This window comes from Thiothrix litoralis (assembly GCF_017901135.1).
Taxonomy (GTDB): Bacteria; Pseudomonadota; Gammaproteobacteria; order Thiotrichales; family Thiotrichaceae; genus Thiothrix; species Thiothrix litoralis.
This window is the reverse complement of record NZ_CP072801.1, coordinates 712,397-728,302: the sequence shown is the minus strand read 5'-3', so window position 1 is coordinate 728,302 and position 15,906 is coordinate 712,397. Positions and strand designations below refer to the sequence as shown.

Here is a 15,906-nt window from a genome sequence, read left to right as displayed (position 1 = left end):
ACAATGCTTTAACCAAGATTGACGCCCATGGATGCAGCCATCGGCCCTAAACCACCGGCAAAGCCTTGACCAACCGCCTTGAACTTCCACTCAGTGTTATGGCGATAAATCTCACCAAACAACATCGCTGTTTCAACACTGGCATCTTCAGACAGGTCGTAACGGGCAATTTCTTTGCCATCAGCGCTATTCACCAAACGGATGTAAGCGTTGCTGACTTGACCAAAGTTTTGCTTACGCGCTTCTGCGTCATGGATAGTGACCGAAAACACCAGTTTCTTCGCGGTTTCCGCCAAGCCAGCCAGATTTACTTTGACTTGCTCGTCATCGCCATCGCCAGCACCGGTCTTGTTGTCGCCCATGTGCTCAACATTCCCGCAAGCGGATTTCTTGTTGTTGTAAAAGATGAAAGAATCATCTGACAACACTTTGCCATCTTCGCCCAGCATGAAAACGGATGCATCCAAGTCAAAATCAGTACCATCAGTAGCACGGGTATCCCAACCCAAGCCAACGGTAACATCAGTCAAACCAGGTGCTTCTTTCGATAAAGAGACGTTGCCGCCTTTTTGTAAACTAACAGCCATTATAAAACTCCATTCTTTTCGTCATTGAATCATCACATTAACCAATTTGAATACCAAACTGGTCACACATTGCTTTTAAACCACCCGCATAACCTTGCCCCACGGCACGGAATTTCCATTCCTCGTTATTGCGGTATAATTCACCGAATACCATCGCGGTTTCGGTAGAATAATCTTCTGCCAAATCGTAACGCACGACTTCAGTGCCCGTCGCATCATTCACCACACGAATGAACGCATTGGCGACTTGCCCAAAGTTTTGGCGACGCGCTTCTGCATCATGAATCGTCACCGTGAAGGCAACTTTCGTAATCTCGGCAGGTACTTTGCTCAAGTCCACTTTCATCGACTCATCGTCGCCATCGCCTTGCCCGGTGCGATTATCGCCCGTGTGTTCCACGGAACCATCGGTCGATTTCAATTGGTTGTAGAAAATAAAATCTGCATCACCACGCACTTTACCGCTGGCAGTCAGCAGAAAGGCACTGGCATCAAGGTCAAAACCTGCCCCATCTGTGCTGCGTTCATCCCAGCCTAAACCAATCAGGATTTTAGTTAAACTGGGGTCAGTTTTGCTTAATGAAAGGTTACCACCTTTTTGTAAACTTAAAGCCACGTCTCTTCTCCTTTGATTTCATCACTTATTTTGAACCTGATCGCCAGTTTAATCCCCAGCGATAGGCTTGATCCATTTCCTGATGCCCCTTGAAGTAACGTACTTCGCGGTTCACCTGTAACGTACCATTGATGTTTTCCAGCAAGACCACGGCGCACATGCCGAGCGAATTGCCGCCTTCGGTCATGCGAATTTCCAACGGGGGTTCGTTCGGCACGTAAATGGTCACGACACCATCGGTTTGCGCCCAGTTTGGCGCACCTTCGTAGATAAAGGCATACACCAGCACACGCTTGAAGGTTTGCCATTGCTGCCCATTGATATGCAGCCATTCGCCCTCACTGATCGCGCCGGTGCGGTCATCGCCTTTCAGCTCGATAAACGGGTCGCTGCGGAATGAGCCAAAACGGTTGCCCAAGGCTTGAATCGCGCTGATTGTACCGTCGCGCTGTTCGTACAAACAGCCAACATCCAGATCCATGCCTTTGTTGCCACCACCGAACAAGCCACCCAACAAACCACCACTTTTGGCGGCGGGGGCTGTCTCACGATTCCAGTTCAGGTTGATGCGGATTTCGCCGAAGCCTTCGGATTTCTTTTCCAGACTAACGCGCGGCTTTCCCTTATCCAACGTGACTTTGCTCAGGGAAATGGGCTTCTTCGCAGGGCTGGGTGCGGGTGGCGGCGGCGCGGCTGCCGGAGCTGGCGCATCACTAATATCCACCCCAAAATGCTCGGCCAATGGCTTTAAGCCACCAGCGAAGCCTTGCCCTACGGCACGGAATTTCCACTGCCCTTGGCGTAAATACAATTCACCCAAAATCAGCGCCGACTCCACCATGCCAGTAGCAGGTAAGGTGGCAACGAGTACCGCTTGCCCCGCTGCATTTTTCACCGTGACTTGCAGGCTGGTGAACGCGCCAAAAGTCTTGCGGTTTTCGTGAATTGTCGCAGTAAATGCAATTTTTTCGGTGCTGGCCAGCAGTTTCGGGATGTCGACGCTGAACTCAGCACGCCCGGCACTATTCGCCAGAAACGCCACGCTGCCATTACCGGGACGCGGCTGACCATAGAATACCATGTCATCATCGCCACGCACTTTGCCACTGCCAGTCAAGGCAAAGGCGGAAATATCCACCTCCGCCCCGCTGATTTGTGCAGGCGACAACGTGACCTCAACCTGAAGTTTTTCAGACGGTACTGGGCAATTTGCCCCAGCAACCAATTGTGTCACTGACATTGCAGTACTCCTAGATAGCCGCCAAAATCGCTGGCATCATATCGTTCGCAACAGCACCAGCCGTGGGTGTACCGACTGCTTTCATCTGCCAACCTGCGCCGTCACGGCTGATAATCGCCATGACTACACCCGTGTGGACACCTTTTTCGGACAGGTTGAATTTCGCCATTTCGCTATTATTGGTGTCGTCGACCAAGCGGCAAAACGCGCCTTCAACTTCATTAAAGGTTTGCCCACGGAAAGAACACACCGTAAAGGCCAAATGTGCAACATTGCCCGGCAAGCTGCTCAGATCAACGAAAATGACTTCATCATCGCCAGAACCTTCGCCCGTCAGGTTGTCGCCAGAATGCTTGATCGAACCATCGCGGCTTTGCAATTGGCGGAACCACACCACATCCAGCAGGTTTTTTTGTGCATCCAGCAGCAAGCAAGAAGCATCAAGGTCAATGTCTTCAGCACCACCACCGCCGCCAAACATGCTACCGAAGAAACCACTTTTCTTAGGTGCTTGTACCGGATCCCAGCCCAAACCCATGCGAACTTTACTCAAGCCAGCGCCATTGCTTTTTTCCAAAGAAATGCGTTGCCCTTTGCTTAAACTAACAGCCATGAATATGTATCCTATTTGTATTATTGACTACCAACATCTTAGAGAGTCGCCTAAATGCAAGCAACACTCACCTAGAATTGTCAGGTTATTTCAGACCAATGATGGCAAAACGACTGGTGTACTGACTTCACCAACCCGCAAGCCATAGCGAATAGGGGGTATTACTACCGTCTCACCCACCAGACTTTGCAGGAAAACCTCCGCCAGATTCACCCCTGCCAAACACGCCATCCCGAAGCCACCAGCGGGACGCGGATTGATTTCCAGCAAACTCGGCTCACCATCTGCCCGCGCTTTGAACTGGATATTGAACAAACCATTCAAACCATAATGTGCGGTTAAACGCTCCACCATGCCCTGAATATCTGCATTATTATCGATTTCCTGCCCGTAGCCTGCCAACGGATGTTTTTTACGCTGGATGCCGCATAACAGCTCACCGTTACGCCCAGCACAATCCACGCTCCATTCTGCGCCAGACAAATGCTCCATCACCAGTAGCTCAGGAAACGTTGACGTGTGTTCCATACCTGCCCGCAATTCGGTCAGTGGAATTTCGTATTCCACGCCTTTTAGCAAGTGCGTAATACTGTCGCGTTGCGTATCCAGAATGCGGAACCCTAAGCCAAATACCGAGACCGCTGGTTTAACACACAGTGCCGCATAATGTTGCGACAGTTCTGCCACCGCCCGATCAAAGCCTGCTGTATCAGTGACCGCAATACAAGCCATTGCCTGAGCCACCTCAGGCGGCAACGTGCGGTAAAAGTCGCCTTTGTGGTTTAACAGCGCCAGCGTTTCCGGCGTCGCAACCGCAATGAGCTGCGTCCCCACCCGCGCAAAATCAGCTTGATGCTGCACAATCAACACAGACTCTTTGGCAGGCCAGAAGTAATCAATCCGGTGTTGCTGGCAAAAGCCCAAACACCAATCCAGATACGCTGCCCCTACCAAACCAGCGGGCTCAACCATTGCTTCATCCGCTGCCAGAAATGCCGAAGCAGCCGGGTTAGTATGGGTATAAATAACAGTCACTCCACCTGCGATACGCGCTTGGCGCAGGTTGTGAAACACGGAACTGATGCTGGAAAATGTCTTGTTAAACCAAATACGCATGGTATGCCCTGTCTAAAAATTTTCTCTGTACACGACAAAACCACTAACCCCTTGATTTAGCTAGGCTGTCAGTTCATTAATGAAAGTCCATCACCCCTATGTTCCACTCTCAAGTCTACACAGGAGAGCGGAATGGATCTGAGCGACGGACTGAGGGACAGTTTAAAAGCCCATCTGGGTTGGGGCAAGCCCCGGCTTGATTGTTTTGTTGGCATGTTGCTGGGTTTATTCCGGCTCAAGCAGATCAACCTGACGCAACTCGCGTTGGCGTTTGCCAGCGATGCAGACCCCCGCTCCCGCTACCGTCGCCTGCAACGGTTTTTTGCCCTCGTCTGGTTTGATTATGATGCCATTGCGCGGTTACAGATGGGATTCTTCGGCTTTCCGGGAAAAAAATACCACCTCACCCTCGACCGGACGAACTGGCAGTGGGGCAAAGCCAACCTCAACATTCTGACGTTTGGGTGTTGTGTATAAAGGGACAGCGATCCCGGTGTATTGGCTGGTGCTGAACAAGAAGGGCAACTCTAACCAGCGTGAACGCATCGCCTTGTTGAACCGCTTCATCAGCCAGTTTGGGCGGGATAACATCCTCGGTATCCTGGGCGATAGGGAGTTCATCGGTGAACACTGGTGGAAATGGCTGACCCGGCATCAGATACCTTTCTTGATGCGGATCAAGGAAAACCAGTTGATGACCAACCGCCAAGGGCATCAGCAAAATATGCACTCACGTTTCAAGGACTTGAAGCAAGGGCAGCACCGTTTCCTGAGAAAAACCTTCCGCGTCAGCGGGCAGTGGGTTTGGCTCAGCGGCATGAAGTTAGACAGCGGGGAACTGCTGGTGTTGGCGGCGAACCAACCGTTTCGTGACCCTTTCGGCACTTACCGCTTGCGTTGGGAGATCGAAAACCTGTTCCAATGCCTGAAAGGGCGCGGCTTCCATTGGGAAGATACGCGCTTGACCCACTATCGCCGTATCAAGAAAGTCATGGCCTTGCTCGCCATTGGATTCTGCTGGGCGCACAAGGTGGGCGAATGGAAACACCGCTTCATCAGGCCACTGACCATCAAAAAACACGGGCGGCCTGAACAGAGTTTGTTCCGCTATGGGTTGGATGTTTTGACCAACAGTTTGTTGCATGGCTTTCGCCGGACAGAGGATGCCATCAGGTTATGGGTGCTGTTTTTATGGCCTCCTGACTTGATCACTACCCAAGATGGAAGGGTAATTTTGATCTTGAAAATCGAGGATTAGGAAAATTGTCGTGTACAGAGAAAAATTTTAATAATGATGACAAGCGCTAGTATGCCCGATCTACGGTAAAAATTTCAGGCATTTTTAACACCATTCTTGCTATCATGCTGACCATAACAATACAGCTCGGTAACAATAATTATGATGAATTTACCCGTAGGCGCAAACCTGCCGCTGACTGGCACACGCTGGGCAACGACGATCACTTTTCCACAAGACATTCACCACGATTTAGGGCTGGCTATTTTGCCCGTCAATGAAGCGAAACAATTAGTTAGCCAACCTTATTTGGCTCATGCCAAGGCTCCAACATGGGCAACCGCAACCCTCAATGAAGCAGGTACCCGCTACGCGTTGACGCTGGATGTAGCCCAGCTTTCCGATGCCACGATTACCCACCTCTACTTAGTGCTGTACCGTTACGGCGCACGCGGCCCCATCGATGTTGGCAAGCACGTTGCCCTACAGATGGATGAGGTATTCAACCATCACATTGCTTTGCAGGAAATCCCGGCCTCAGCGCTGATGGTTGCTGAATTCTACTTGCGAGGAGGGCAATGGAAAGTCCGCGCTCTAGCAGAAACCTCCGCGTATGGATTGGCAGCGCTTGGGCGTAGAATGGGTATGGACATAGATGAGCGCTCACCATTCGCAACCCCCGGCAATACCGAACAACGCCCCGGTAACTGGACAGGCACCGCTTTTCTGGTTGCCCCCAATGTTTTCATGAGCAATGCACACGTGGTAGATGGTGCTAACCACATTCGTTTGAATTCCCTGCAAGGCAAGCTGGATGCTGAACCCATTATCAGCGACAGCACCAACGACCTCGCCTTATTACGGGTCACAACGCCCGCTCAACTGCAACCCCTCCCGTTTCGGAGCAGTAATATTGGTTTGGCGCAAGCGATTACCACGTTAGGTTATCCGCTGGCTGGTTTGATGGGGAATGGTATTCAAGTCACTCAAGGCGTCATTTCCGGCTTGTTTGGAGCGCATAACGACATTCGTTTATTGCAATTTACCGCGCCCATCCAACCCGGTTCGAGCGGTAGCCCGTTACTGGATGAAACCGGCGCAGTATTGGGGGTCGTATCTTCCACCTTCACCCATGCGCAGAACATGAATTTTGCCATCCGTCATGTATTAGCAATTGCCTTGATGGAAGCCGCTAATATTCAATACCTTCAACAAACCAACACCCAAACACTATCAGCCGCACAAATGGTGCAACAAACGCAAAATGCCATCTGGCGAGTAGAATGCGCGGGTTAAATAAAGAGGTAATATATGCACATAAAAAAAGGGCAACGCCTGAAACTAGATGAGATCATCCCTAATAACAGCCCTTTTTTACTACAAAGTACCTGTAGTAGTGCAAATCTAACCTTAGACTTTGCCTGTTTTGGTTTAGATAGCGCTGGATTACTCTCTGATGATCGCTACATGATCTTTTTCAATCAACCCAGTACCCCGTGCGGCAGCGTAACACTGCAAAATAGCACCGCCAATACAGCAACCTTCGGGTTTAACCTCAAGACACTGCCTAACACGCTTGAACGCTTGGTACTGACGGTAACGATTGATGGTCAAGCGACACTGAGCGCTCTTCACAGTGGCGCACTCAGTGTGCAGGTGCAGGGCAAAACCGTGGCACAATTCAGCTTTACCGGCAGCGACTTTCAGCAAGAACGTGCGGTGATGCTGGTGGAACTGTACCGCAAAGCAGGCATTTGGCGACTCAGTGCCACCGCACAAGGCTTTAATGGTGGGTTGGATGCCTTGGTCAAACATTTTGGTGCCAGTGTCGCCGAACCCTCTGCCCCGGTCACCCCCCCACCGCCGGTTGCCAACCCCTCGCGCATTTCCTTGGAAAAGCGGCTGGAAAAAGAAGCACCGCAATTACTCAGCCTCGCCAAGAAATCAGCCATTTCCTTGGCAAAGGTTGGGCTGGAAAGCCATCGTGCCAAAGTGTGCTTGTGTCTGGATATTTCTGGCTCCATGAGTCGCTTGTATCGGGATGGCTTGATTCAAGCATTTTCAGAACGGATTTTGGCACTGGGTTGCCGCTTCGACGACGATGGCGAAATCGACGTATTCCTGTTTGGCAAGGATGTCCATCAACCCGCCCCGATGGGCATTGGCAATTACGCAAGCTACATTGCTCAGACCATCCAACAACACCCGTTGGAAGGTGATACCCGTTACGGGCGTGCCATGCAAGCAATCCGCCAACACTACTTCCCCGATACTGCCGGTGGCGAACGCACGACACCATTACAGGCAGCGATGCCAGTCTACGTTATGTTTGTCACCGACGGCGGGACTTCCGACAAGGGCTTGACCGAAAAACAGCTACGCTGGTCAAGCTATGAGCCTATTTTCTGGCAATTCATGGGCATAGGCAAAGGACGAAAATCCCTCTCTAAGCTGCTGCTGGCTTTCGCTGATTCGGATTTTCCATTTCTGGAAAAGCTGGACGAGCTATCGGGGCGACTGCTGGACAATGCCAACTATTTCTCCGTCGCATCACCCAATGAACACAGTGATGAAACCCTGTACGACCTCATGATGAGCGAATACCCCGGCTGGATAACACTCGCTAAACAACAAGGAATACTCCCTGCATGACCTTAACCGTTAACCTTGAACAGGGTACGCTCAACCTCACCATCGAATCCGGCACACACGCGCCCGACGAACTCTTCGGCTTTGCGCAACGTCGCAACCCTAAACGCGCCTTCCTGTTTGTATCCAAAGTATTGGGTAGGCACATTCCCGTCTCGCCTGCCGTCATGCGCAAGGCCACCGATACACTTGCCGCACAAATCCCCGCCGATTTACCGGGGCCAATGGTCGTGATTGGCATGGCAGAAACCGCCATTGCGCTGGGCGCAGGTGTCCAACAAGCGCTCAGCCGCAACCGTGACGACACGCTGTATCTGTGCACAACTCGTCACCCGCTGGATGTGCCAGTCTTGGTCGAATTCCGCGAAGAACACAGCCACGCCACCCAACAAGTGTTGCATTGGCCGCAACACCCGGCTGATATTGAACTGCTGCGTACCGCCCGGACATTGGTATTGGTCGATGATGAGGCCTCCACCGGCAAAACTTTTTCCAACCTGCTGGAAGCTTTGCAACAAGCGGGGCTGGATCAGTTTGAACACATTATTGCTGCCACCCTCACCGACTGGTCAGGTGGTGCTGCCGCCGAACGTTTGGGCAAACGCGCCCGCGCCGTTTCGCTGCTCGCCGGGCATTGGGACTGGCAAGCCAACGACGCGCCCCCACCGGACATGCCACAAGTCGATGTACTGGGAACCGGGGAATGGCACGCCAACCCTGCCAATGACTGGGGACGTTTAGGCGTAAGCCAACACCCATTAACCCCACTGGCTCAGCAACTCACTGTCACACCGGGTGAACGCATCCTCATATTAGGCACAGGTGAATTTGTCTGGCCGCCCTATCTGCTCGCAGAATACCTCGAACAGCACGGTGCGAACGTGCATTTCAGCGCCACCACGCGTTCGCCGATTGCCTTGGGACACAGCATCCAACAGCGCTATTGCTTCCACGACAATTACGGGCAAGGCATCCCCAACTTTCTCTACAACGTCACTCCCGGCGATTACGACCGTATCCTGCTGTGCAGCGAACCGCCCGCACATTTGTTGGATAAAGCGTTGATCAGTGCTTTGAATCCCACCTGTTTGGAGTTTTACCCGTGAAACCGTTGCTACTCACCGACCTTGACGACACCCTGTTCCAAACGGCGCGAAAAATGCCGGAGGATGCAGACAAAATCCCCGCTGCCCAAGGCTTAAACGGCGAAACCATCAGCTTTATGCACCCCTGGCAACAGGATTTCATCCACTGGGCGCTGGGCTGCATGACTGTCATCCCCGTGACTGCACGCGGGATTGATTCCCTCCAACGAGTACACTTACCGTTCCAACAGGAAGCTGTTTGCGTCCACGGTGCGGCGATCCTGACCCCCGAAGGAACGCTGGATGCCGACTGGCATTCGCAGATGCAACAACAACTTACCCCTTACCAAAGCCGTCTGCCAGAGATGCTGGCAACCGCGCTACAAACAGGTGAAAACATGGGGTTATCTTTACGTGGCTGGCTGGAGTCGGTAGAAGAGACCGCAGCGTACTTGGTAATCAAAAGCAACGACTCACGGGCGGAAGACCTCCAGCAGTTACTGCATACCTTACGTGAAACCATTGACTTGCAAGGCTTTTACATCCACATGAATGGCAATAATCTGGCACTACTGCCTGACGTTGTAAACAAACGGGCAGCGGCAGTAGAAATTCTGCGACGGCATACCGCCAAACACGGACGCACTCCGGTGTTTGGCATGGGCGATAGCGTGTCGGATTTGGGCTTTATGCGCTTGTGTGATTTTGCAGCATTCCCCCCCAATAGCCAACTGGGCGGGAAATTGCCATGAGTACACCCGACCTGCAAGGTTTCCACGGCTCCTATCCCGCCAGCGATGTCACGTTTTTACTACGTCTGACCGACATGGAAGCCACGCCTGTAGAGGAGAAAGAGCGCCTGATCCAAAGCGGGCAACGCCATTACTCGGAAATGATCAGCACCGAATCAGCCCCTTCCCCAGAACACCAAGCGTTATTCGCGCAAGCCCTGACGGACGGTTTGCCACGCTTGGCAACGGAAGTACAAGCTCTGGCACTGGCACTCCAGCAACGCCGCCCGAACCGCCCGATTGTACTGGTCAGTTTTGTGCGGGCAGGCGTACCGCTAGGGGTCTTGCTGGTACGGGCGCTACGAGATTTAGGCGTAGAAAGCACCCATTACGGCATCAGCATTATTCGCGACAAGGGCATTGATCAGGCAGCAGTGGACTGGATTGAGCAACGCCACGCCTTCGCCGACATTGTGTGGGTGGATGGCTGGGTTGGCAAAGGCGCGATCCATACCCAATTACAAGCCTCACTCGGGGCGCGTTACCCCGGCACGGAAATTCCCTTTGCGGTGCTGGCTGACCCGACGGGCAAAGCGTGGCTATCGGCATCCGGGGAAGACTGGCTGATTCCGTTCGGTATTTTGGGAGCAACCGTGTCGGGGCTGGTGTCACGTTCCATCCTTACCCGTGATGGCGGTTGGCACGCTTGCGTCAGTTACCAGCACTTGGCAGAACACGATGTCAGCAACCACTTTATTGAGGTGGTGGATAATTATCGACGTGACTTGCCCGCGACCGCAGCGACGCAATGGCTCGCAGCGCAGCGTCAAGACTTGCAGGCACTTTCACACGCCACCATCCAACGCCTTGTGGAAACCTATCAGATCAGCAACCTTAACCGCCTCAAGCCGGGGATTGCCGAAGCCACCCGTGCAGTCATGCGCCGCGTACCGGAACACATTCTGGTGCAGCGGCTGGATGACCCGAATATCCGCCTGTTACGCCACCTCGCCGAATCGCGGGGAATTCCTCTGCAAGCTATGGGGGCTGCACTTGAGCCTTACCGTGCCATTACCATCATCAAGAAGACCTCATGACCACACGTATTTCCCCGTATCAGTTAGGCGCTACCTTGTACATGCCTGCCACTCGCCCGGACTTGCTCGACGTTATTTTGCACCAGAAAATCCCTGATCTACGCTCGATGGTGATTTGCCTGGAAGATGCGGTGCGCGAAGACGAAGTGGCTGCCGGGCTGGCAAACCTGCAACAGTGTTTGCACACCTTGCGCCAACAAGATCGCGGTGCAAGCCCATTGGTTTTCATCCGCCCGCGCCACCCCATGATGGCGTTGGAATTGTTAGCCATGACCGGAATTGAAGCCATTGACGGCTTCGTGTTACCCAAGTTTGATAACCACTCGTTTGCCGCTTGGTATGCAGTGGTACAAGCCGCCCCGCCACACATGCTGTTTATGCCAACGCTGGAAACTGCCCAAATGCTGGATGCACTGGCAGTACGCGAATTGTGCGCACGCTTGCAGGATGAGGGTATTAAAGCGCGGATATTGGCTTTACGCATTGGCGGCAACGACTTACTGTCTTGTTTGCGCTTGCGTACTCACCATGCTCACACCTTGTACGATGGCCCGTTGGGGTATGTGGTCGCGATGTTGGTGACACACTTTGTTCCGGCAGGTTTTCACCTCACCGCGCCCGTGTTTGAATATTTTCAGGATCACACCGTCTTACAGGCAGAATTTCAGCGGGATTTGCTGCACGGGCTAGTTGGTAAAACCGTGATCCACCCCAGCCAGATTGCGATCATCCATCAAGCGCTGAAAGTAAACAGCCATGATTACGAAGCAGCCCTGCGGATTCTAGATGACACCATGCCAGCAGTTTTCCAGTTTGAAGGCGCAATGTGCGAACCCGCAACCCATCACCATTGGGCGGTGCAAGTCATCGAACGTGCCAAGCATTTTGGCTGCCACTTACACGCAGTGGCAGTCGATGAAGAGGCGGATAACGCACATAAGGACAATTTACACAGAACAGCCAGCAAATGAGTTGCTGGCTGTCTGTCCTGTCATCATCCCTCGCGCATCAGGGTACCCAAATCGATCAAGGCAGCGTTGGCACTTGAAATTTGCGCCGCTAACACCAAAGAATGGTTGGCGACAAAACTGTAGCCGCTGCCGTTGAGAATGATCGGACTCCAGACATCTTGCTGCGTGTCTTCCAGCTTATTGATAATTTGCCTCAGGCTGACCAAGGCGTTTTTCTGGCGCAATATATCCTCGAAATCGATTTCGATAGCTTTGAGCATATGCAGGAGCGCCCAAGCCTGACCCCGTGCCTGATAGAACACATCATCCACTCTCAGCCGAGGGGTTTTGATGATAACTTCTGATGGGTCGTCGTCTGCCTTTATAACCTCCGCTTGAACCTTAACGCCCGGAGCCTGAGTGGAGCCATCTTGAATACTCGTAGCGGCACCTTTCTCACTCACTTGGCGGACGCCGACACTGGCACTCAGCGCAATGGATAATGAACCCATTTGCCGTTGTACCTTGTTGAGCCAGTTATTGAGATTGTCAGCACGGGTATAGAACTGGGCTTGACCATTTTGCAAGCGTTGTAAGTAACTTTCGAGAGATTCCACTCCCTCGCGGTACTGTGTTTCAGCAGGTGGGAATAGCCACAACTGGCTATCAGTATTGAAACGAATTTGCGCCGTGACCAGATCGGGGTCGGCAGAAGACTGGGACTGCGAACGGCTGAGATCGTCACGCATTACCAGCGTCATATCCCTCACCTGGGTCAGCACCCCGAACTCCCAGTTGGGAATATCGGGCACGACCAGCATATCCTCGATAACCATACCGGGCAAAGACATATCATTGCTGGTATAGCCACCGGGCTTGTCCAGCAGTGTTTCGGAAATACGCGCCAACGTCGCCGTTGTCACGACACCGGGACGTAGCGTTTCCCCCGCTGGTGCTTGAACCATTTCCCGCGCTGTTGCTTCCACATCAAAGGTATCCGGCTCACGGCTCCAGAGAAACAGTAACGTCAGTTGCCCTAGCAGGAAGAGTACGGCGAAGAATTGTAGCGTCCAGCGTAAGCCTTTCTCTTTCCAAACTCTCGGATTAAAATAGTCGACTCCCCGTTTCAAAACGGACTGTGCCCAACCTTTGGTATTACGTTGCATGGCTTTTTCAAACTCCACAATGATGAAGACTAGGGAGCCGACCAGCAAAATCCAGCTCCAAGCATAAAAATCAATCGCACTGGTATCAAACAAGCTGTTAAACGGTGTCCAGTAGGTAAACAGGATTTGTAGTAGCAAAACGCCACCAATCGCCATCCATACCCAGCGATTGTCGAAGAGGTTGGCACGCCGCCAACTGGGTGCGACTGAGTGGCGCACACTTAACAGGTAGAAAATCTGCGCAATCACCAAGGTATTAATGGCTGCGGTATGAGCGGCTTCCAGTGTTTCACCCCGGTGTAGCTCCCACATGAAAATTGACAGCACACTGACCAGTAATACTGCGGAAACCAATAACAGTCGCCACAACAAAAAACCACTGAACAAGGATTGCACGGGTTTGAGTTCAAAGCTGTGTAGGGTGATATCCGGTTCGGCTTTCTCAAATGCCAAAGTCAGGCCAAGGATGCCCGCTGTCACCAGATTGACCCACAGCACTTGTGCCGGTGTAAACGGCAAGGCCAGTCCAAATAGCACGGCAACCATGACCGCGACAGCCTGCGAGCCGTTACTGGGGAGCATAAACTGCACGATCTTGTAGAAATTCTGGTAGAGCAAGCGACCTTCACGGATAGCATCCACCAGACTAGGAAAATGATCTTGTATCAGTACAATTTCTGCTGACTGGCGAGCGGCTTCTGTACCACGAATACCCATTGCCACGCCGACATCGGCCTGTTTTAGCGCAAGCGCGTCATTGAGGCCGCCACCGACCATCGCTACCCGTTCGCCCTGTGCTTGCAAGGTTTTCACCAGCCGCCGTTTTTGATCTGGGCTGGTGCGGGCGAATACCTCAACTTCCCTAAGTTGTTCAGCCAGTGTTGCTTCATCCATCTCGTCCAGTTCGGTACCGGTCAGCACGGTTTCACCGTCGCCAATGCCGACCCGTTTTGCCAGGGCGCAGGCTGTCTGGGCATGATCGCCAGTGATCATTTTTACCCGGATACCGGCTTGTTGACACAGTTTTACTGCTTCAGCGGCTTCTTCTCGCGGCGGATCGCTGATACCGACAATACCCAGTAACGTCAAGCCATAACTGACATCTTCATGTTCCAAGCTGGTCATGGGTTGATTAACCGGTTTACTGGCAATGACCAAGATCTGCATTCCCTGCTCTGCCAGCTTGCGTACCCTGTCTTCCCAGACCACTATTTCGATAGGCTCCAGCCCCTGATCAGTCAGAACGTGGGAACAGCGCGGCAGTAACGATTCCGGTGCACCCTTGACACTCAGATATTGACGATGATCTGCCGCATTGCTGAGGGTCGCCATGTAACGGTAGGTACGGTTGAACGGGATGCTCGCCTGACGCACGAATTTTTCCCGGATTTGCGCCGGGTCGATACCACATTTATGCGCCATCACCAACAGCGCAGCTTCCAAAGTATCACCCCGTGCTAGCCACTCGCCGTCTTGCTCTAACAAGCGGGCATCACTGGCAAGCACGGCGGCTTGTGCCAAGGCTTGAACATCCAGACGATCATCGTGCGCGGGGTCGTCGAAGCTTTCACGCAGCAGTTCACCTTTGGGGGTATAACCTTGCCCCTGCAACAGTATGCCGCCACGCGCCGTCAGCACTTTATTCACGGTCGGTTCGTGCCGAGTCAAGGTATTACTCTTGTCGGTGAATAGGGTAGTGATCGACCCCAGAGCTTCCACTGCCGCCAGTTTGCGCACCATGACGTGCCGTTTTGCCAGCCGGTGCATACTGATGCCGAGGATAAGCGCAAACAGGGCAGGCAAGCCTTCAGGAACAGCGGCAACAGCGAGGCTAGCGATGGATTGCAACAAGCCACTAAGCGTATGCCCCTCCATGCCCGGTGTCAGCAGGCCGAAACCAAACACCAGTGCCGCCGCTGATAACAGTACGATGGCCACGCCATTGATCAACCATTTCAACTCTTTGCTGAGCGGGGTAATGTATGAATCGTTGTCTTCCAGAAAAGTATTGATGCTGCCTAATTCAGTATAAGCACCGGTCGCGACCACCAAGGCGCGTGCCTGACCATCAAGTACCACCGTACCGGCATAGGCCATGTTGCTGCGATCCACCAGTGGCATGTCTGCATCCAGTGATGCGGAGTTTTTCAGTATTGGCGCAGAGTAGCCAAGCAATACCGCTTCATCTACTTGCAAGCCAGCGGTTGATAACAAGCGGAGATCTGCCGGAACCTGATCGCCTGCCTGTAACAACACCACATCACCGGGCGTTAGTTGTTCAGCGGAAATCGTCTCGGTTTTGCCATCACGTACCACCTGTGCCGTCGGCGACAGCAACCCGTGCATGGCTTCCAGTGCTTTTCGTGCACGCCCTTCCTGCGCCAAGCCAGATAACGCGCTGATCAGGATGACCGTCAGAATAAGTACGGTATCCAGCCAAAGCTGCATAACGCCTGTCAGAATAGCAGCAACCAACAGAATGTAGATAAAGCGATCATTGAATTGGCGCAAAAAGCGGGCGACCAGATTATTCTTGCTGGCGAAATCCAAACGATTATAGCCATGGGTTTTTAGCCGTTTGGTGGCTTCTTCATGACTTAGGCCGTGAGGTTGGCTGTCGGATAATCTGAGCGCCTCCTCTGTATCCACGCCATGCCAGTTAATGGTTCTGCCGTGTTCTTCTTCATGGGGCATGACTACACTCCTAATTAACAGTGACTTCATGAAACAGTTTTCTTATTTCCTACCAAAACGCTTAGGAATTGCCTGAAATAGTAGAAGTAGCCTTGTCTGCTTTCAATAAACCCTGCTGTTTTGGG

At 52.6% G+C, this 15,906-nt stretch carries 14 protein-coding genes; 8 read left to right on the top strand and 6 right to left on the bottom strand.

What is annotated here, in order from left to right; genetic code table 11:
• Positions 1-8 precede the first annotated feature (8 nt).
• From J9253_RS03470 to J9253_RS03450, 5 genes are all read right to left on the bottom strand, one after another.
• Positions 9-587, bottom strand: coding sequence for a TerD family protein (locus J9253_RS03470; protein ID WP_210223319.1), 579 nt, complete (start codon positions 585-587; stop codon positions 9-11).
• A 37-nt stretch (positions 588-624) separates the two neighbouring features.
• Entirely contained in the window at positions 625-1,203 is a 579-nt protein-coding gene (locus J9253_RS03465) for a TerD family protein (protein WP_210223318.1), read from the bottom strand.
• A 25-nt stretch (positions 1,204-1,228) separates the two neighbouring features.
• The gene (locus tag J9253_RS03460) at positions 1,229-2,443 is read right to left on the bottom strand and encodes a TerD family protein (RefSeq protein WP_210223317.1); all 1,215 of its coding nucleotides are present in this window, start codon (positions 2,441-2,443) and stop codon (positions 1,229-1,231) included.
• Between the two features lie 10 nt (positions 2,444-2,453).
• The gene (locus J9253_RS03455) at positions 2,454-3,056 is read right to left on the bottom strand and encodes a TerD family protein (RefSeq protein ID WP_028487927.1); all 603 of its coding nucleotides are present in this window, start codon (positions 3,054-3,056) and stop codon (positions 2,454-2,456) included.
• Positions 3,057-3,146: 90 nt separating this feature from the next.
• Entirely contained in the window at positions 3,147-4,172 is a 1,026-nt protein-coding gene (locus J9253_RS03450; RefSeq protein WP_210223316.1) for an ATP-grasp domain-containing protein, read from the bottom strand.
• Between the two features lie 132 nt (positions 4,173-4,304).
• Between J9253_RS03450 and J9253_RS03445 the strand changes: the two genes are divergently transcribed.
• The 8 genes from J9253_RS03445 to J9253_RS03410 all read left to right on the top strand — a co-directional run bounded on the left by J9253_RS03445 (position 4,305) and on the right by J9253_RS03410 (position 11,942).
• A complete protein-coding gene (locus J9253_RS03445; protein WP_210223315.1) occupies positions 4,305-4,649 on the top strand; it encodes a hypothetical protein in 345 nt (114 codons plus the stop codon).
• Positions 4,642-5,430, top strand: a complete 789-nt coding sequence (locus J9253_RS03440; protein WP_210223314.1) for an IS4 family transposase — start codon at positions 4,642-4,644, stop codon at positions 5,428-5,430. Before J9253_RS03445 ends, J9253_RS03440 begins: the two co-directional genes overlap by 8 nt.
• Before the next feature lie 141 nt (positions 5,431-5,571).
• Positions 5,572-6,705, top strand: a complete 1,134-nt coding sequence (locus J9253_RS03435; protein ID WP_228291497.1) for a trypsin-like peptidase domain-containing protein — start codon at positions 5,572-5,574, stop codon at positions 6,703-6,705.
• Between the two features lie 15 nt (positions 6,706-6,720).
• Positions 6,721-8,061 (top strand): VWA domain-containing protein, encoded by a 1,341-nt coding sequence (locus J9253_RS03430; protein WP_210223313.1) that lies wholly within the window; start codon positions 6,721-6,723, stop codon positions 8,059-8,061.
• Complete coding sequence (locus tag J9253_RS03425) at positions 8,058-9,164, top strand: phosphoribosyltransferase domain-containing protein (protein WP_210223312.1); 1,107 nt, start codon at positions 8,058-8,060, stop codon at positions 9,162-9,164. The genes J9253_RS03430 and J9253_RS03425 overlap by 4 nt, the downstream gene beginning before the upstream one ends.
• Positions 9,161-9,895 (top strand): HAD family hydrolase, encoded by a 735-nt coding sequence (locus J9253_RS03420; protein WP_210223311.1) that lies wholly within the window; start codon positions 9,161-9,163, stop codon positions 9,893-9,895. Before J9253_RS03425 ends, J9253_RS03420 begins: the two co-directional genes overlap by 4 nt.
• Positions 9,892-10,971 (top strand): cysteine protease StiP family protein, encoded by a 1,080-nt coding sequence (locus J9253_RS03415; RefSeq protein ID WP_210223310.1) that lies wholly within the window; start codon positions 9,892-9,894, stop codon positions 10,969-10,971. Before J9253_RS03420 ends, J9253_RS03415 begins: the two co-directional genes overlap by 4 nt.
• A complete protein-coding gene (locus tag J9253_RS03410) occupies positions 10,968-11,942 on the top strand; it encodes an HpcH/HpaI aldolase/citrate lyase family protein (protein WP_210223309.1) in 975 nt (324 codons plus the stop codon). Before J9253_RS03415 ends, J9253_RS03410 begins: the two co-directional genes overlap by 4 nt.
• A 23-nt stretch (positions 11,943-11,965) precedes the next feature.
• Here J9253_RS03410 and J9253_RS03405 read toward each other — a convergent pair whose 3' ends face one another.
• Entirely contained in the window at positions 11,966-15,781 is a 3,816-nt protein-coding gene (locus J9253_RS03405) for an HAD-IC family P-type ATPase (protein ID WP_210223308.1), read from the bottom strand.
• Positions 15,782-15,906: the final 125 nt, after the last annotated feature.